The organism is Duganella sp. (assembly GCF_039595735.1).
Taxonomy (GTDB): Bacteria; Pseudomonadota; Gammaproteobacteria; order Burkholderiales; family Burkholderiaceae_D; genus Rugamonas.
This window is the reverse complement of the sequence record NZ_JBCNLB010000001.1, coordinates 673,737-691,266: the sequence shown is the minus strand read 5'-3', so window position 1 is coordinate 691,266 and position 17,530 is coordinate 673,737. Positions and strand designations below refer to the sequence as shown.

18 protein-coding genes are annotated in these 17,530 nt (G+C 64.1%); 6 read left to right on the top strand and 12 right to left on the bottom strand.

The annotated features are described in order from the left end of the window. Positions 1–96 precede the first annotated feature (96 nt). Both ABDW57_RS03280 and ybiB read right to left on the bottom strand, forming a co-directional pair. The gene (locus ABDW57_RS03280; protein WP_343728771.1) at positions 97–1,302 is read right to left on the bottom strand and encodes an NAD(P)/FAD-dependent oxidoreductase; all 1,206 of its coding nucleotides are present in this window, start codon (positions 1,300–1,302) and stop codon (positions 97–99) included. Between the two features lie 131 nt (positions 1,303–1,433). Continuing rightward, positions 1,434–2,420, bottom strand: a complete 987-nt coding sequence (gene ybiB, locus ABDW57_RS03275) for a DNA-binding protein YbiB (protein ID WP_343728770.1) — start codon at positions 2,418–2,420, stop codon at positions 1,434–1,436. 75 nt (positions 2,421–2,495) lie between these two features. Between ybiB and ABDW57_RS03270 the strand changes: the two genes are divergently transcribed. Further along, positions 2,496–3,554 carry a 3-deoxy-7-phosphoheptulonate synthase gene (locus tag ABDW57_RS03270; RefSeq protein ID WP_343728769.1) on the top strand — a complete coding sequence of 353 codons (1,059 nt, stop codon included), beginning with the start codon at positions 2,496–2,498 and terminating at the stop codon, positions 3,552–3,554. Positions 3,555–3,581: 27 nt separating this feature from the next. Here the strand turns inward: ABDW57_RS03270 and ABDW57_RS03265 are convergent, their stop codons facing one another. Continuing rightward, the gene (locus ABDW57_RS03265; protein WP_343728768.1) at positions 3,582–3,881 is read right to left on the bottom strand and encodes a hypothetical protein; all 300 of its coding nucleotides are present in this window, start codon (positions 3,879–3,881) and stop codon (positions 3,582–3,584) included. A 164-nt stretch (positions 3,882–4,045) separates the two neighbouring features. On the opposite strand from ABDW57_RS03265, the gene tsaD reads away from it, so the two are divergent. Continuing rightward, the gene (gene tsaD / locus ABDW57_RS03260; protein ID WP_343729108.1) at positions 4,046–5,086 is read left to right on the top strand and encodes a tRNA (adenosine(37)-N6)-threonylcarbamoyltransferase complex transferase subunit TsaD; all 1,041 of its coding nucleotides are present in this window, start codon (positions 4,046–4,048) and stop codon (positions 5,084–5,086) included. On the opposite strand, the gene ABDW57_RS03255 is transcribed toward tsaD, so the two are convergent. Further along, a complete protein-coding gene (locus tag ABDW57_RS03255; protein WP_343728767.1) occupies positions 5,083–5,268 on the bottom strand; it encodes a hypothetical protein in 186 nt (61 codons plus the stop codon). The two genes, tsaD and ABDW57_RS03255, sit on opposite strands and share 4 nt — an antisense overlap. A 177-nt stretch (positions 5,269–5,445) precedes the next feature. Further along, positions 5,446–6,381 (bottom strand): LysR family transcriptional regulator, encoded by a 936-nt coding sequence (locus tag ABDW57_RS03250; RefSeq protein ID WP_343728766.1) that lies wholly within the window; start codon positions 6,379–6,381, stop codon positions 5,446–5,448. A 106-nt stretch (positions 6,382–6,487) separates the two neighbouring features. On the opposite strand from ABDW57_RS03250, the gene ABDW57_RS03245 reads away from it, so the two are divergent. After that, on the top strand, positions 6,488–7,339 hold the full coding sequence (locus ABDW57_RS03245; RefSeq protein ID WP_343728765.1) for an oxidoreductase: 852 nt from the start codon (positions 6,488–6,490) through the stop codon (positions 7,337–7,339). A 52-nt stretch (positions 7,340–7,391) separates the two neighbouring features. Here ABDW57_RS03245 and ABDW57_RS03240 read toward each other — a convergent pair whose 3' ends face one another. From ABDW57_RS03240 to ybaK, 6 genes are all read right to left on the bottom strand, one after another. Continuing rightward, positions 7,392–8,585, bottom strand: coding sequence for a metal-dependent hydrolase (locus ABDW57_RS03240; RefSeq protein WP_343728764.1), 1,194 nt, complete (start codon positions 8,583–8,585; stop codon positions 7,392–7,394). Then, on the bottom strand, positions 8,586–8,876 hold the full coding sequence (locus tag ABDW57_RS03235) for a DUF427 domain-containing protein (protein ID WP_343728763.1): 291 nt from the start codon (positions 8,874–8,876) through the stop codon (positions 8,586–8,588). A gap of 13 nt (positions 8,877–8,889) precedes the next feature. Then, entirely contained in the window at positions 8,890–9,942 is a 1,053-nt protein-coding gene (locus ABDW57_RS03230) for a sensor domain-containing diguanylate cyclase (RefSeq protein ID WP_343728762.1), read from the bottom strand. A 94-nt stretch (positions 9,943–10,036) separates the two neighbouring features. Beyond that, the gene (locus tag ABDW57_RS03225; protein WP_343728761.1) at positions 10,037–10,684 is read right to left on the bottom strand and encodes a DsbA family oxidoreductase; all 648 of its coding nucleotides are present in this window, start codon (positions 10,682–10,684) and stop codon (positions 10,037–10,039) included. Positions 10,685–10,688: 4 nt separating this feature from the next. Next, on the bottom strand, positions 10,689–11,300 hold the full coding sequence (gene plsY, locus ABDW57_RS03220) for a glycerol-3-phosphate 1-O-acyltransferase PlsY (protein ID WP_343728760.1): 612 nt from the start codon (positions 11,298–11,300) through the stop codon (positions 10,689–10,691). A 60-nt stretch (positions 11,301–11,360) separates the two neighbouring features. Further along, the gene (gene ybaK / locus ABDW57_RS03215) at positions 11,361–11,852 is read right to left on the bottom strand and encodes a Cys-tRNA(Pro) deacylase (RefSeq protein ID WP_343728759.1); all 492 of its coding nucleotides are present in this window, start codon (positions 11,850–11,852) and stop codon (positions 11,361–11,363) included. A gap of 26 nt (positions 11,853–11,878) precedes the next feature. On the opposite strand from ybaK, the gene ABDW57_RS03210 reads away from it, so the two are divergent. From ABDW57_RS03210 to ABDW57_RS03200, 3 genes are all read left to right on the top strand, one after another. Next, a complete protein-coding gene (locus ABDW57_RS03210; RefSeq protein WP_343728758.1) occupies positions 11,879–12,850 on the top strand; it encodes an endonuclease/exonuclease/phosphatase family protein in 972 nt (323 codons plus the stop codon). A 126-nt stretch (positions 12,851–12,976) separates the two neighbouring features. Next, positions 12,977–14,188: an efflux RND transporter periplasmic adaptor subunit gene (locus ABDW57_RS03205; RefSeq protein WP_343728757.1), complete on the top strand. Its 1,212-nt coding sequence runs from the start codon at positions 12,977–12,979 to the stop codon at positions 14,186–14,188. 2 nt (positions 14,189–14,190) lie between these two features. Beyond that, complete coding sequence (locus ABDW57_RS03200) at positions 14,191–17,298, top strand: efflux RND transporter permease subunit (RefSeq protein WP_343728756.1); 3,108 nt, start codon at positions 14,191–14,193, stop codon at positions 17,296–17,298. Here the strand turns inward: ABDW57_RS03200 and ABDW57_RS03195 are convergent, their stop codons facing one another. Next, positions 17,299–17,478, bottom strand: a complete 180-nt coding sequence (locus ABDW57_RS03195) for a hypothetical protein (RefSeq protein WP_343728755.1) — start codon at positions 17,476–17,478, stop codon at positions 17,299–17,301. It lies immediately after the preceding gene. Positions 17,479–17,530: the final 52 nt, after the last annotated feature.

Here is a 17,530-nt window from a genome sequence, read left to right as displayed (position 1 = left end):
GCATCTTTTTCCGGAAAATGGAAGCCCGAGGCCGTTGAACACAGCCTGCCATGCGGCTTTCATAGGAAAAACAACAACGTGCAGACTGCCAGTATATCAAACCGCTTGCCCAGCCGCCACACCGGAAGCCCATGCCCACTGGAAGTTGTAGCCTCCCAGCCACCCCGTCACATCCACTGTTTCACCGATGAAATACAAGCCAGGCACCCTGGTCGCCATCATGGTTTGCTGCGACAGTTCGCGGGTATCGACGCCGCCTCGCGTGACTTCGGCCTTCTTGTAGCCTTCGGAACCATTGGGCGTCAGGCTCCACTGGTTGATGGCGGCGCCCAGCTTGCGCAGCTGGGCGTCGGGCATGTCGGCCAGGCGGGCGTCCAGGGCGAAACCATGGGCCAGCAGCAAGCCTTCCGCCAGGCGCGCCGGCAGCCACTGCGACAGCACGTTGCCCAGCTGTTTCTTGATGGTGTTCTTGCCTTCGATCAGCGTAGCGGCCAGATCCAGTTCCGGCAGCAGGTTGATCACGATCGGCGTGCCCGGCTGCCAGTAGGAGGAAATCTGCAGGATCGCCGGGCCGGACAGGCCGCGGTGAGTGAACAGCAAATCTTCGCGGAAGCGCGCGCCGCCCGGATTGCGGCCTTTCAGCGCGCCGGTTTCCACGTCGACTTCCAGCGCGATGCCGGCCATTTCCACGAACGGCGCCCACTGTTGCGGGTCGAAGGTCAGCGGCACCAGCGCCGGGCGCGGCTCGACCATGCGCAGGTTGAATTGTCTGGCGATGCGGTAGCCGAAATCGGTGGCGCCGATTTTCGGGATCGACAGGCCGCCGGTGGCGATCACCACGCTGGGCGCTTCGATGGTGCCGCTGTCGGTTTCCAGCACGAAGCCTTCGGCGGTCTGCGCCAGCGATTCGACCTTGCACGGCATGCGCCAGTGGACATCGCCGGCGGCACATTCGTCTTTCAACATGTCAATGATCTGTTCGGCGGAGTCATCGCAGAACAGCTGGCCTTTGTGCTTTTCGTGATAGCCGATGCGGTGTTTCTTCACCAGCGCGAGGAAGTCCTGCGGGGTGTAGCGCGACAAGGCGCTTTTGCAGAAGTGCGGGTTTTCCGACAGGAAGTTGGCCGGGCCGGCGTTGATGTTGGTGAAGTTGCAGCGGCCGCCGCCCGAGATGCGGATTTTCTCGGCCAGCTTGGCGGCGTGGTCGATCAGCACCACGCGCAGGCCGCGCTGGGCGGCCGTGGCCGCGCACATCATCCCGGCCGCGCCCGCGCCGATTACCGCTACATCAAACTTTGCCATGTTGTTCCCGTCAGATTCAATTCGCCACCGCTGCTCCGTCATTCCGGCGTAAGCCGGAATCCATGCTGAGCAGGCATTCTATGGATTCCGGCCTTCGCCGGAATGACGTGTGACGCCAAAGGGGCGAGATTTTACGCTATCGGCTCGCTGACATGCTGGCGCGAGGCCACGGTGCGCGAAACCAGCAGGCATTGCGCCACCTGTTCCGCGATCGGCGGCGGCACCGCCACCTCACCGTTCAGCACCGACTGTATCCATCCCGCGGTGGCCGCCGCGCTCTTATCCTCCGGCAGCAGCGGCAGCTCGCCCACCAGCGTCTGCTTGGGCACCAGCGTGGTCCGCAGCCCGCCATGGAACCAGTCGATCTGCTGCGCCTTGTTGGCGTTGGCCACCGTCTCGCCTTCCGTGCCGCGCATCAGGAACGCATCGCCGCGCTCGTGCAGGGCGGCGGTGGTGAAATACTCGCCCAGCATCTCCAGATACTCCGGGTGCGTGTACGACACCAGCCGCAAGGCCGGACCAGCAAACGGCTGCATGATCTTGACCAGCGTGTGGGTCGAATTGCGCACGCCAAGAATGCGCCGCAACGACAGCATATGCGCCAGCTTGGGCGCCATGGTCTCGATGGTGATGAAGGCCGGCTTGCCCTGCGACATGGCCTCCTCCGCTTCCGAACGATGGCGCGCCGCCACCACGCCCAGCTCGGCAAACACCTCCGCCGTGGCCACCCGGCCCAGATCGGTCGCCACGCCGTGCACCAGCACCGGCACGCCTTCGCGCGCCAGCAGCATGGCCAGCAACGGCGTCAGATTGGCCATCTTGCGGGCACCGTTATAGGTCGGGATCACCACCGGCGCGAACTGGCCGGGCGGCGCATTGAACGGTTCGAAGCTGGCCTCGGCCGCGTCGAGGAAACCGGCAATCTCCTCCACCGACTCGCCCTTGATGCGCATCGACAGCAGGATGCCGCCCAGCTCCAGATCGGAGACGCGGCCATTCAGCATGGCTTCATAAAGATCGTGGGCGTCATCGCGCGTCATGCTGCGGGCGCCGTTCTTGCCGCGCCCGATTTCTTTGATGAAACGCGCGGCCGGGAATGGGTCGAATGTTGTAGTCATGGCAGCAGCTTAAACCACTACGGCGCATTTCGGCTACACTATCTGGCTCCCGAAAATGAAACCAGTGTAAAGATCATGATTTCCCCAGACATTGAAAACGTCAACGTCACCTCGTTTGCGCCGATGCCGTCGCCGGAAGCCTTGCACAGCAAGCTGCCGCTGACCGACGCCGCCTCCGAGACCGTGATGAAGGGCCGCGAAGCCCTGCGCAACATCATCGACCGCAAGGACCAGCGCCTGTTCGTGGTGGTCGGCCCCTGCTCGATTCACGATCCGGTAGCCGGCCTGGACTATGCACGCCGGCTGAAGGCGCTGCAGGCCGAAGTGGCCGACACCATGCTGCTGGTGATGCGCGTGTATTTCGAAAAGCCGCGCACCACCACCGGCTGGAAGGGCTATATCAACGATCCGGACATGGATGACTCGTTCCGCGTCAACGTCGGCATGGAAAAGGCGCGCCAGTTCCTGCTGGACGTGTGCGAACTGGGCCTGCCGACCGCGACCGAGGCGCTGGACCCGATCTCGCCGCAATATCTGGGCGACCTGATCGCCTGGACCGCCATCGGCGCCCGCACCACGGAATCGCAGACCCACCGCGAAATGTCGTCCGGCCTGTCGACCCCGGTCGGCTTCAAGAACGGCACCGATGGCGATATCGGCATCGCCATCAACGCGATTTTGTCGTCGGCGCATCCGCACTCCTTCCTCGGCATCAACGCGCAAGGCAATGTGTCGATCGTGCGCACCCGCGGCAACGCCTATGGCCACGTGGTGCTGCGCGGCGGCGACGGTCGTCCGAACTACGACTCGGTGTCGATCGCGATTGCCGAGCAGTCGCTGGCCAAGGCCAAGCTGCCGGCCAATCTGGTGGTGGACTGCTCGCACGCCAACAGCTACAAGAAGCCAGAGCTGCAACCGCTGGTGATGGCCGACGTCATCCACCAGATCGTGCAGGGCAACAAGTCGCTGGTGGGCGTGATGATCGAATCCAACATCGTGGGCGGCAACCAGAAGATCCCGGCCGACCTGAGCCAGCTGGTGTATGGCTGCTCGGTCACCGACGGCTGCATCGACTGGGACACCACCGAAAAGATGCTGCGCGACGCCCACCAGCAGCTGCAGAACCGTCCCTGAGCCGCACACCGGCACGCGCGCCTTGGATTAATAGCTGTAGGCCACCATGCTGGTGGCCACGCCAGACCGCCCCGCCAGCGCCGCTTCGGCCGGGCTGGCGGGCGCACTCAGTTCCTCCAGGTCGAGATAGACCTTCATGCCCTCCACCTTGACCGAATACCGCCGCGCGCTATCGCAGTCGAGCACCGCGTGCACGCTTTCCTCGCCGGTGCGGAACAGCGCCACCCCCGGCAGTTCCTGCCACGCCAGCCCGCGCGGCACCAGGCGCACACCGCCGCCCAGCGGCACATCCTTCAATTTGCATACCAGCTTCCATTGCCTGTCCATGGCCCACCCTCCCGGCCCTGTTCTAGCAAAAGCGATGCCATCGAAATCCTGACCATTTGGCAAAAATCCGCACCCTGCGGGTGCAGGCCGGAACTGCGCTGGTGCATGCTTGCACGCACTTTCCATTACAATGGCGGATTCCCCTTTTGAAATCTGCTGCTTCCATGATCGTTCTTGGCGTTGAATCCTCCTGCGACGAAACCGGCCTGGCGTTGTACGACACGCAACACGGCCTGCTGTCCCATGCCCTGCACTCGCAGGTGGCCATGCACGAGGAATACGGCGGCGTGGTGCCGGAACTGGCTTCGCGCGACCACATCCGCCGCGCCATCCCGCTGCTGACGCAGACGCTGGAAAAAGCCGGCAAAACACCGCAGGACATCGACGCCATCGCCTACACCCAGGGACCGGGCCTGGCCGGCGCGCTGCTGGTCGGTTCGTCGGTGGCATGCAGCCTCGGCCTGGCGCTGGACAAGCCGGTGCTGGGCGTGCACCACCTGGAAGGCCATCTGCTGTCGCCGCTGCTGGCCTCGCAGCCGCCGGAATTCCCCTTCATCGCCCTGCTGGTCTCGGGCGGCCACACCCAGCTGATGCGGGTGGATGGCGTCGGCCAGTACACCCTGCTGGGCGAAACGCTGGACGACGCCGCCGGCGAAGCCTTCGACAAGTCGGCCAAGCTGCTGGGCCTGGGCTACCCGGGCGGCCCGGCCATCTCGCGCCTGGCTGAATTTGGCGATCCGGATGCCTACCAGTTGCCGCGCCCGATGAAGCACACCAAGGATTTCAACTTCAGCTTCTCCGGCCTGAAAACGGCGGTACTGACGGTGGTGAAGAACCACGAGGAAAAAGTCGTCGCCAATATCTGCGAGCAGGACAAGGCCAACATCGCGCGCGGCTTCGTTGACGCCATCGTCGACGTGCTGACCGCGAAATGCGTCTCCGCGATCAGGCACACCGGTCTGAAACGGCTGGTGATCGCCGGCGGCGTGGGCGCCAACGCGCAGCTGCGCGCCTCGCTGAACGCGGCGGCAGCCAGGAAAAAGTTCAAGGTCTATTACCCGGAACTGGAGTTTTGCACCGATAACGGCGCCATGATCGCCTTCGCCGGGGCGATGCGTTTGATGATCAACCCGGACGCGGCGAAAAAGGATTACTCGTTCAACGTGCGGCCGCGCTGGCCGCTGGACGAGCTCAAGGTCGTTTAATTCGACGCGAACGCCATACCGGCCAGCACGGCCAGACCGACCAGCGGGATCAGGTATTTGGCCTTGCCGCTGCCCAGGCTGACGCCGCGGGCGGCAATGCGTTCGCTGCGCAGGCGATGCTCATCGGCCGGCGATTCGTGATGTACTGCGGTTTTGTTATCTTTATCAGTTACGGTATTCATAACAGCCTCCATGTAAATCGATCATCGTCCTTTCTGGAGGGCAATGCAATTGTTGTGCCAACCAAATAGGCAGAAAGCAGCCTATACAGCTTGATTCTAGGCGCTTTTGTGGCGAAGTAGCCACACGATACAACGCATGAGGCGCCGAAACCGTGCACACACGCACCTTAAACTGGCTTATCTTCCCTTGGCGGCATTGACAGCCTTGCGCTGCGCCTGTAACCGGACAGGCGCCCGCTCGGAGGCGAAATCGATGAAATGCCGCACCCGCAGCGGCATCTGGGTTCGTTGCTGGTAATACATGAAAACCCCGTTATTGGCGGTAATGGTCGGCGTCAGCAGCGGCACCAGCGCGCCGCTGGCCAGCTCGCGCTCGATCATAAAGACCGGCATCTGGCCGATGCCCACGCCGTGCAGCACCGCCGTCAGCTCCCCTTCCACCGTATTGAAGCTGGCCACCACCGGCACATCCTGATACACCGTGGCGCCGTCGACATGGAATTCCCACGGCAGCAGACGGCCGGTATTGGGTTGGCGGAAACCGGTGCAGCGGTGCCCGGTCAGATCGGCCACCCGTTTTGGCGTGCCGTGGCGTTCGAGATAGGACGGCGCGGCGCAGGTCAGCAGCGTGAGCTCTCCCAGCTTGCGCGAGATGAGATTGCGCTCCGGCGGGCTGCCGGCGCGGAAGCCGACATCGATCTTGTTTTCCACCAGATCGATGAAATGATCGTCCAGCTGCATATCGAAATGCGCGCCGGGATAGCGCTGCTGAAACTCCTGCAGCAGCGGCACAATGATGGCGGTGCCGATCGACATGGGCGCGGCCACGCGGATCAGGCCGTCCACCTCCAGCCGGCTGCTCTGGATCTGATCCAGCGCCTCGTCCAGCAGACGCAGGCCCGGGTTGGCCAGTTCAAACAGCCGGGCGCCGTCGTCAGTCAGGCTGAGACTGCGCGTGGTGCGGTGGAACAGCCGCACGCCCAAATGCTCCTCCAGCTGGCGCACCGCCTTGCTGACCGCTTGCGGCGTCAGGCCGGCATCCACCGCCGCCTGGCTGAAACTTCGGGCGCGTACCACGCCGATGAACAGACTGATGACCCGGGCTTTATCCATATTATCAACCAATAGATGAAAATCAAACAGCTTTCCTATGGCTAGTGTAGCAGGTTACAAGTACCTAAACTGGGCTCCATCAACTCACCTCGAAAGGAAAGTCATCATGAAAAAAGTATGGTTCATCACCGGTGCCTCGCGTGGCTTTGGCGTACTGACGGCGCAACAGGCGCTGAAACGCGGCGACTTCGTCGTCGCCACCGCACGCGACCCGCAGGCCGTGATCGCGGCGCTGGGCGAACATCCCAACCTGCTGGCGCTGCGCCTGGACGTGAAACTGGAAGCGCAAGCCGTGGTCGCCGCGCAGCAGGCGGTGGCGCGCTTCGGCCGCATCGACATCCTGGTCAACAACGCCGGCTACGGCTTGCTGGGCGCGGTGGAAGAAGCCAACGCCGAAGAAGTGCGGGCGCTGTACGAAACCAACGTATTCGGCTTGCTGAACGTCAGCCGTGCGGTGCTGCCGGTGATGCGCAGGCAAGGCAGCGGCCACGTGATCAACATCTCGTCGGTGGGCGGCTACTCCTCGTATGCCGGCTGGGGCGTGTACGGCTCGACCAAGTTTGCGGTGGAAGGCCTGAGCGAAGCGATGGCGAGCGAGCTGGAACCGCTGGGCATCAAAGTGACCGTGGTGGAACCGGGCTTCTTCCGCACCGACTTCCTTGACGCGACGTCGCTGGTGGCAACGCGCGACCGCATTGCCTCCTACGCCGCCACCGTCGGCGCGATGCGTGACTTCGCGGCAGACGTCAACCACGCCCAGCCCGGCGACCCGGTCAAACTGGCCAGCGCCCTGCTGCAGCTGGCCGACAGCGCCACCCCGCCGGTGCGCCTGCAACTCGGTTCCGACACCGTCCAGCGCGTGCGCGCCAAAAACCAGTTCGTTGAAAAAGAGATGGCCGCCTGGCTGGACGTCGCCCTCTCCACCGACCACGACGACGTGCTGAAACAAGCCGCCTAAACTTCGGGGTCAGCTCTGACATTCGGACATTGGGGAACTAAAATGAGTTTGATTAGTTCCCCAATGTCCGAATGTCAGAGCTGACCCCGAATAAATCGGCGCGGGGATAGCCCCAGTTGGGGATGTCTTGCGGGCAAGCGACGGCGGGGGCGATGCGTAAGGTGGTGAAGTTGCCGCGCGGTGTGCTCGCGAAGCGGTAGTCGGACAATGTGCCGTTTGTCAGTATCGGCATGCGGCCAAAGCGCAGCCAGGCGTCGACCTGGCAATTGGCGGACTTCAGTGCGCGCAGTTCAGCCACGCTGCCGCTCACTGTCTGTGTTTGCTCGCTCAGGCCCGCGGGGCACGCCACATCGGCCAGCCGCGCGACGCCACGCCGCAAGCGGTATTGCGTGCCATTGCTTTCGATGCTGACATAGGCCCAGCACAGCGGCTGCGAGGGGAACGCCGTCATCGCCACATCCAGTACGCGCGACGATGGATCGCTGCGCCGCAAGTCCGCCGTAATCTGCGCCCTGCCCGCGTGCGAGGCCATGCCCTGCACCGCGATGAAGCCGGCGCTGACGCCCAGCGCCAGCAGCAGGCCGCCGCGCCCCTGCCCGCCCGCGCGCCACTGCGCCGCACCGCAAACAGCAGCGATCAGCAGCAACACCGCGAACGAGGTCCAGCCGAGATAGCCGCGCGCCGCAAACGCCACCAGCGCCGCGAACAAGGCCAGCAAGCCCGCCACGCGCAAGGACCGCCAGCGCATGATGAGCGCCATCGGCACGCCGATCGCCACCCAGAACAGGGGTTCAATGATAAACACCATGTCGCCATAGAACCAGCGCCCGTCGAACGGATACCACGGATGCACGCCGTACGAATTGGTGTAGTCCATTCCCAGATGCAGCGCGAAGCCCACACCGACGCTAAGCGCCAGCCCTCGCCGCGCCGCCCGGCTGGCGCGCAGCAGGGCGCGCGCAGAGGGCCAGCATAGCCATAGCACAGCCGCCAGCAGCAAGGCCTGCGGCACGGCCCACAACGCCGTATGCGTGTGGCCACGGTGGTTGAGCAGATAGCCGAGGGGATCAGGCAACAGCCTGGTCAGGAACAGGTCGAGGTCGGGGAAATTACTGGCCAGCGCGCACGACACCAGCAACAGCCGATGCCGCACCCGCTGCGCCAGCGTGTCGGCTTCCGCAGGCAGGCTGCGGTGCACCACTTCGCCAACGCCAAAGCCGATGATGCTGTGGGTGAGGTTGTCCAACTAGCGCTGCACCTCGACGCCGCGCCAGAAGGCGACATGGTCTTTGATCTGCGCGGCTTTTTCAGAAGGCTCCGGGTAGTACCACGCGGCGTTCTCGTTGATCTTGCCGTTCACGTTCAGCGAGTAGTAGCTGGCCAGGCCTTTCCACGGGCAGCGCGAGGTGTGGCTGCTGGGCTGCAGATATTCCCGCTTCACGCTCGATGGCGGAAAGTAGACGTTGTTCTCGACGATTTCGACTTCGTCATCATCCGCCTGCGCGATGACGACACCGTTCCAGCTGGCAGTAGGCATAACCGCTCTCCTCTTAATCGGATCCGCACTCCACGCGATTGCGGCCATTGCGCTTGGCGCGGTACAGCGCATCATCGGCCTGTTTCAGCAAGCCTTCCGCATCGTCGATTTCCATATGATTGAACGAGCCCACGCCAACGCTGGCCGTGATCTGGAACTGGCGCTCGCCGGCCGTGTGCAGCTGCGCCGCGATCTTCGCGCGCAGGGTCTCGGCCAGCTTGCAGGCGCCATCCACCGGGGTATTCGGCAGCACCACGCATAACTCCTCGCCGCCGTAGCGGCAAGGCATATCGATCACGCGCACGCTCTCGCGCAGCAGGCGCCCGACATTGGCCAGCACCTGGTCGCCGACCACGTGGCCATGTTCATCGTTGATTTTCTTGAAGTGATCGATGTCGATCATCAGCGCCGACAGCGGCGCACGGAAACGGCGCGACCGCGCCACTTCAAATTTCAGGCGGTGCAGCAGCGCGCGGCGGTTGTGCAGGCCGGTCAGCTCGTCGGTGGTGGCCAGCAGCTCCAGCTCGCGCACCGCCGCTTCCAGGCTGCGCTCATTGGCGCGCAGTTCGATCAGCGCCATGACCTGGCGCGCCAGCTTGACCAGGGTGGCGCGCTGGTCGTCGCTCAGGCGGCCCGGCCGGCTGTCCATCACGCACAAGGTGCCGATGGCGTGGCCGTCCGACGAGGTCAGCGCCACGCTGCTGTACATGCGCATGTGCGGCGCGCCCACGGTCAGGGCCATGTGGGCGGTGCGCGGGTCGGCGCTCAGGTCGGGGATTTCGGTGGCGGCCTCGCCCAGCACGGCCAGCGAGCAGTAGCTCTCGCCGCGCGGCAGTGCGCCGATCTGCATGCCGGAACAGGATTTGATCCACACGCGGTCGGCGTCGACCAGCGAGATGAAGGCGTAAGGCACTTCGCACACTTTGGCGGCCAGCTCGGTCAGGAAGCTGAAATCTTCGCAGGCGGGGGTATCGAGGATGTGATAACGGTGCAGCGCGGCGAGCCGGAATTGGTCCGCCTGGGGACGAGCAATATGCAGCGTGTGAACTTTTTCTACGGCCAGCATGGGCCTCCCTGAGTAGCGTGACAACAGTCTTATCTTTTTTCCCAAGGAGTTTATAGCAAAACAAGAGCGGCGGGAGCATGCGCCCCCGCACTTTTTATGCCTTGGCCATAATCTCGCGCAGCGCGCGCTCGAACACCGCCGCCGGCTGACCGCCGGAAATCAGGTGGCGCTCGTTGATGATCACCGCCGGCACCGAGTTGATGCCGTGGCGCTGGAAGAATTGCTCGGCCTCGCGCACTTCCGGACCGTATTCGCCGGAATGCAGCACCTGGCGCGCCGCCTCCTTGTCCAGCCCGACTTCACCGGCCAGGTAGATCAGCACCTCATGCGCGCTCGGGTCCAGGCCTTGCGTGAAGTATGCCTTGAACAGCGCCTGTTTCAGTTCCTTCTGCTTGCCCTGCAGGCCGGCCCAGTGCAGCAGGCGGTGGGCGTCAAAGGTGTTGTAGATGCGGCCGCGCTTGTCCATGGCGAAATCGAAGCCGACTTCGGCGCCGCGCGCGCGGATCATCTCGCGCGCCTGTTGCTGCTGCTCGGCGGTCGAGCCGTATTTCTCGGTCAGGTGCTCGGTAATGTCCTGGCCTTCCGGCGGCATGCTGGCGTTCAGCTCGAAGGGCTGGAAGTGGATGCTCACTTCGGCTTCGTCACCGATGGCGGCCAGCGCCTTGTCCAGCGAACTCAGGCCGATGGCGCACCACGGGCAGGAGACGTCCGAGACGAAATCAATTTTCAGGGGAGTTGCCATTTTTTCACTTGCCTTTCGCTTTGCTGCCGATGCGGCTCTCCTTGCCCGCGATCAGGTTGGAGATATTTTTCGAATGGCGGAACACCAGCAGCGCGCTCATGGCCGCCACGGCCGCCAGCTGCGGCTCCACGCCAAACAATAATCCATAATAGAACGGGGCAAACACCGCCGCCACCAACGCCGCCAGCGACGAGTAGCGGAAGGCGAATGCCACCGCCAGCCAGGTCACCAAGGTGGCGACGCCCAGCCACGGATTCAAGCCCAGCAGCACGCCGGCCGCGGTCGCCACGCCCTTGCCGCCGACGAAACGGAAGAACACCGGCCACAGGTGGCCGAGGAAGACCGCAATCGCCACCAGTGCGATGGTGGCGTCGCCAATCTGCAGTTGCTGCTGGAAACGGATCGCCAGCCACACCGCGATCCAGCCCTTGAACGCATCGCCAATCAGGGTGGCGATGGCCGCGCCCTTGTTGCCGCCTCGCAACACATTGGTGGCACCGGGATTTTTCGAGCCATAGGTGCGGGGATCGGCCAGGCCGAACAACTTGCTGCTGACAACGGCAAACGAGATCGAGCCGATCAGGTAAGCGGCCACGGTCATCCAAACTGTATTCATCTTTTCCTCAAATTCTTGTTATGGCCACACGGGCAGCCGAAGAATATACACTGCCGCGCCCTACTCGGCCAGCGCGCAGTGCACCGCCTTCGCATGGAGCAGCTCGGTCAGCACCTGCGGCTTGATGCCGACCAGATAACCGCGCCTGCCGCCATTGATATAAATCGTTTCCAGCGCAAGGATGCTATCCTCCACATACACCGGCATGCTTTTCCGGGTGCCGAATGGCGAGGTCCCGCCGATCATATAGCCGCTGTGGCGCGAGGCCACCTCCGGCTTGCACGGTTCAACGGACTTGCAGCCGATGTTGCGGGCGAGATTCTTGGTCGAGACCTTGCAATCGCCATGCATCAGCACAATTAAAGGTTTAGCGGCTTCGTCCTGCATCACCAGCGTCTTGACCACGTGGTGCTCGTCGACGCCCAGCTCGCGCGAGGACACGCCGGTGCCGCCGTGCTCCTCGTAGTCATACGGGTGCTCGGTGAACGCCACCTTGTGCTTGCGCAGCATCTGGGTGGCTGGGGTTTCGGAGATATGCTCTTTTTTAGCCATGATGTGATCTGGGGGAGTTGTCCATTATGCAGCAGGAAATTCGCTTTGCCACTTTCAATGTATGCAATCTTTCCCAGCCTGGGGCGAAATTGTACGACAATCTGGCGCCCCTGACCGAGGCCGAGTATGAAGCGAAAGTCGCCTGGACCGCGCAGCAGCTGGATGCGCTGGACGCCGATGTGATCGGCCTGCAGGAAATTTTCTCGCTGGCCGCCCTGCGCGACGTGCTGGCCCGCAGCCAGCGCTACCGCGACGCCACCCTGGCCGGCTTCGAGCCGCCGCCCGATCCGCTCACCGGCGCGCCGCGCCTGACGCCGGAAGTGGCGCTGATCAGCCGCCTGCCGCTGGCCGCCCCGGCCCAGGCCTACATCATGTTCCCCGACGGCGTGGCCCTGCCCGAAGGCAGCCGCGATGCCGACCGCTTCGCGCGCGCGCCGCTGCACGCGCAAGTGGTGCTGCCCAATCAGCAGATTGTCGATGTGATCGTCATCCACCTGAAATCCAAACGGCCCGACTACCGCAACGGCGATCTCGGCGACGACCCGATGCTGCACGCGCAGGCCAATCTGCGTTCGCTGATCCGGCGCGGCACCGAGGCGGTGGCGCTGCGCGCCCTGCTGAGCGCGATGGACAAGGTGCAGCGCCGCCCGCGCGTGGTGCTGGGCGACTTCAACGATACAGTCGACGCGGTCACCACCACCATCGTCATGGGCGCCGGCGCGGCCTGCGCGCCGGGCGAGGAGTTGCACGGCCAGCTGTTCGATTGCCGCCACCTGCAGTCCGGCCAGGAACAGCGCGGCGACGGCGGCTACACCATCACCCACGACGGACGCCACGCCACCATCGACCATGTGCTGGTGTCGGAGGAATTCCACCCGGCCTCGCGCCATGCGCTGGGCGAGGTGCTGCAGGTCAGCTACCTGAACCAGCACCTGCAGCCTCAGCAGCCGGGCGCTTCCGACCATGGCCAGGTGCTGGTCCGTCTGCGCTTGCACTAAAAACACCGCCAATCTCGTTTTTCTGCATTTCAGGCGCGGTTTTTCGCCGCCTATCGCATTTCACTGGCTGTCACTCTTGCAACGGCCTACAGTGGCACCATGCGCAATCCCGATTAGAAAAACGATATGAAACTTGAAACCCTCCCCCCATACACCCAGCCTGCCGTGCGCAACCAGCGCTGGCGCAAACCGGCCATTGCCCTCGTCGTGATTGCGCTGGCCGGCGGCGGCTGGACCGTCCTGCGCGGCAAGCAGGAGGCAGCGCCCGCCGCAGCCCCCGCAGCGGCGGCCAAGGACAAGAAAGACGTGTTCGAATTGTCGAGCGGCGACATCGCCGCCGTTGACGCCCGTTCATTGGCGGTCAGCTTGCCCCTGTCGGGCTCGCTGGCGCCCCTGAGTTCGGCCACCATCAAGTCCAAGGTCTCGGGCGTGGTGGAAGCCACCACGCTGCAGGAAGGCATGGCGGTGCACGCCGGCCAGGTGCTGGCCCGCATCGACCAGGCCGATCTGCGCGCGCGTCTGCAACAGCAGCAAGCCATGCTGGACGAGGCGCAGGCCAGGCTGGCCATGGCTACCAAGAACGAAGCCAACAGCCAGGCCCTGCTCAAGCAGAAATACATTTCGCAAAACGCGTATGACTCGACCCAGAACACGGTCGACCTGGCGCGCGCGGCCGTGAAGTCGGCGGCGGCCATGGTGGACATCGCCCGCATCGCCCTCAACGATGGCGTGATCAAGGCGCCGATCGACGGCGTGATCAGCAAACGCCACGTCCAGGCCGGCGAAAAGCTGGCGCCGGACATGCCGGTGTACAGCATTGTCAACCTGTCCGAGCTGACGCTGGAAGCGCAGGTGCCGGCCTCCGAAATCCCGCGCGTGAAAGTCGGGCAGGATGTGACGTTCCGCGTCGATGGTTTTGCCCAGCGCGACTTCCACGGCAAGGTGGCGCGCATCAATCCATCAACCGAGGCCGGCTCGCGCGCGATGCTGGTCTACATCTCGGTCAGGAACGAGGATAGCGCGCTGCGCGCCGGCATGTTCGCCAAAGGCAGCATCGTCACCGACCGTTCGCCGGTGGCGCCGGTGGTGCCGCTGGCCGCCATCCGCAGCGACAAGGACGGCCAGCAGATCGTCTACAAGGTGGAACAGGGCAAGCTGCTGGCGCAGCCGGTCAAGATCGGCCTGCGCAACGAGGAAGAAGGCTACGCCGAAGTGCACGAAGGGCTGGCGCAGGGCGCGCACGTGATCGTCTCGCGCCTGGACAGCCTGAAGCCCGGCGCCGCGGTCAAGCTGCCGCCGGCGGCGCAAGCCAAGGGCGCTGAAGCGTCGAAGGGCTGATCATGTGGATTACCAAAGTCAGCATTCAGAATCCGGTGTTTGCCACCATGGTGATGGTGGGCTTGATGGTGCTGGGCCTGTTCTCCTACCGCGGCCTCGGGCTGGAGGCCATGCCCAATGTCGACATCCCCGGCGCCGCCATCGAGGTGCAGTATCCGGGCGCCTCGCCGGAAGCGGTGGAAAACGACATCACCCGCCCGATCGAGGAAGCGGTCAACACCGTCAGCGGCATCAAGACGCTGCGCTCGAACTCGTGGGAAGGCCGGGCCGGCGTCTACGTCGACTTTGAACTGTCGACCGACATGGACCGCGCCATGCAGGACCTGCGCGACAAGGTGGCGCAAGTGCGTCCGCGCTTCCCGCGTGAAGCCAAGGACCCGTTCATCGTCCGCTTCGAGGGCGAGAACGCGCGCCCGATTGCGCAGATCGGCCTGACCGCCAGCGACCATACGCTGCGCGAGCTGTCCACCATGGCCGACCAGATCATCGCCAAGCGCTTCCAGGGCGTGGCCGGGGTCGGCCAGGTGCGCGTCAACGGCATGACCGCGCGCCAGATCCTGATCCAGCTGCGTCCCAACGACCTGACCGCGCAGGCGGTCGGCGTGGACGAGGTGCTGAACGCCATCCAGAACACCAACACCAACCTGCCGGCCGGTTTCATCAGCTATGGCGCCAGCGAACGGCTGGTGCGGGTGGAAGGCAAGATGAAGGACCCGCGCGACTTCAACAAGATCATTGTTGCGCGCCGCGCCAACGGCCCGGTCTATCTGGAGCAGGTGGCCACGGTGGAAGATGGCGCGCAGGAAGAACTGTCGATCTCGCGCATCGACGGCCAGCGCGCCGTCACGCTTGACATCACCAAGGTGCAGGACGCCAACGTGGTGGAAGTGGGCCGCCGCATCCAGCAGGTCGCCGCCGACCTGCAGAAATCCCTGCCGGCCGACATCAAGGTGGCGGTGCTGAACGATGAATCGCTGAAGGTGCAGGCGCAGCTGGACAACGTCAAGAAGACCATCATCGAAGGCGCGGTGCTGACCATGGTGATCGTGTTCTTGTTCCTGCACTCGTGGCGCTCCACCATCATCACCGGCCTGACGCTGCCGATTTCGGTGCTGGCCAGCTTTATCGCCATGAAGGCGTTCGGCTTCACGCTCAACTTCCTGACGCTGATGGCGCTGTCGCTGTGCATCGGCCTGCTGATCGATGACGCCATCGTGGTGCGCGAAAACATCGTGCGCCACCTCGGCATGGGCAAGAACCACCGCAAGGCGGCCGAAGACGGCACCAACGAAATCGGCCTGGCGGTGATGGCCACCACCTTTGCCATCGTGGCGGTGTTCATTCCGGTGGCCTTCATGGACGGCATCATCGGCCGCTTCTTCCTGCAGTTCGGCATCACGGTGGCGGTGGCGGTGCTGGTGTCCCTGTTCGTTTCGTTCACGCTGGACCCGATGCTGTCGTCGGTGTGGCCGGACCCGGTGCAGGACCGCTTCAAATACCTGCCGTGGCTGGGCCGCTTCATGCACTGGCTGGAAGGCGGCGTGGAATGGCTGCACCAGGTGTACGGCAAGGTGCTGGCGCTGGCGCTGCGCTGGAAGAAGTCGACGCTGCTGCTGGCCTTCGCGCTGTTCGCCGGCAGCATCCTGCTGGTGCCGAAGATCGGCGGCGAGATGATGCCGGAGCAGGATAACGGCTGGGTCAATTTCCTGGTCAAGACCCCGGTCGGCTCCAGCCTGGACTACACCGACAACAAGGTGCACCAGGTGGAAGCGGCGCTCAAGGCCTTCCCTGAGATCGAGAGCGTGATCGCCGTGGTCGGCACCTGGGATGGCCGCAACACGGCACAGATCGACATCAAGCTGAAGGACCGCAAGTTCCACCACCGCCGCTCGCAGCAGCAGATGGAGGCGGCGATCCGCGCGCGCCTGAACCAGATTGCCGGCATCACGCTGACCGCCGGCATGAAGCCGATCTTCATCGCCATCCTCGGCACCGACGAAGCCAAGCTGGATGACGTCGCCCACCGCCTGATGGACAAGATGCGCAAGATCAAGGGTCTGGTCGATCTGGAATACAGCCAGGAAGGCGCCAACCCGTCGACCAACATCAAGATCAACAACGAACTGGCCAGTGACCTCGGCCTGACCACCCAGCAGATCGGCAGCGCGCTGCGTCCCTTCGTGGCCGGCGACACCACCTCGCACTTCCTGGCCGCCGATGGCCAGAACTACGAGGTCAATGTGCAGCTGCCGAAATCGGGCCGCCAGAAAGTGACCGACCTGGCCGACCTGTCGCTGGCGTCGAGCAAACAGGGCCCGGACGGCCGTCCGGTGATGGTGCCGCTGCGCCAGGTGGTGGACTTCGTGCCGGCCTTCAGCCCGCAGGTGCTGAAGCGCCAGGCGCTGCAGCGCCGCGTGGCGGTGTATGCCAGCACCGAGGGCCGTCCTGGCGGCGACGTCGACAGCGACGTCAAGAAGGCCATGAAGGAAATCGAGCTGCCGTCCGGCGTGCGCTTCGACGTCGGCGGCAATGCGCAGGAGATGGAACAGTCGATGACCTCGGCCATGATCGCGCTGGGCATCGCGGTGATCTTCATCTACCTGGTGCTGGCATCGCAGTTCGGCAGCTTCCTGCAGCCGATTGCCATCATGATGTCGCTGCCGCTGTCGCTGATCGGCGTGCTGGTGGCGCTGCTGGTGACCCACACCACGCTCAACATCTTCTCGGTGATCGGCTTCATCATGCTGATGGGTCTGGTGACCAAGAACGCCATCCTGCTGGTGGACTTCACCAACCACGCGCAGAAGGAAGGCCAGAGCCAGTACGAGGCGCTGATGACGGCCGGCCAGGTGCGCCTGCGCCCCATCCTGATGACCACGCTGGCCATGGTGTTCGGCATGCTGCCGATGGCGATCGGCATGGGCGAAGGCGGCGAAACGCAGGCGCCGATGGGGCGCGCGGTGATCGGCGGCGTGCTGACCTCGACCCTGCTGACGCTGGTGGTGGTGCCGGTGGCCTACACCTACCTGGACAACTTCGGCAAACGTTGCGCGCGCTGGTTCAAGGGCCGGCACGCCGACGAGGAGCACGCGCTGCGCGAAGTGGCGTAATCAGTCTTCGTCGTCGGGGGCGAGGCCGGAGGCTTCGCCTTCCGCGATGTCGGCCTCGCTTTCCTGGGCCAGGCCGGGATTGTTCTTCAGCTCGGCCTTGCGCCGGGCTTTCTCTTCCTGCTTACGCTTCTTTTCCAATTCCCGCTGCCGCTTCTCATACGCGAAGTTCGTCTTGGCCATGTGCTACCTCTTGATTAAAGGGTTGCGTTGCGCAGCCTTCATTATGAACCAA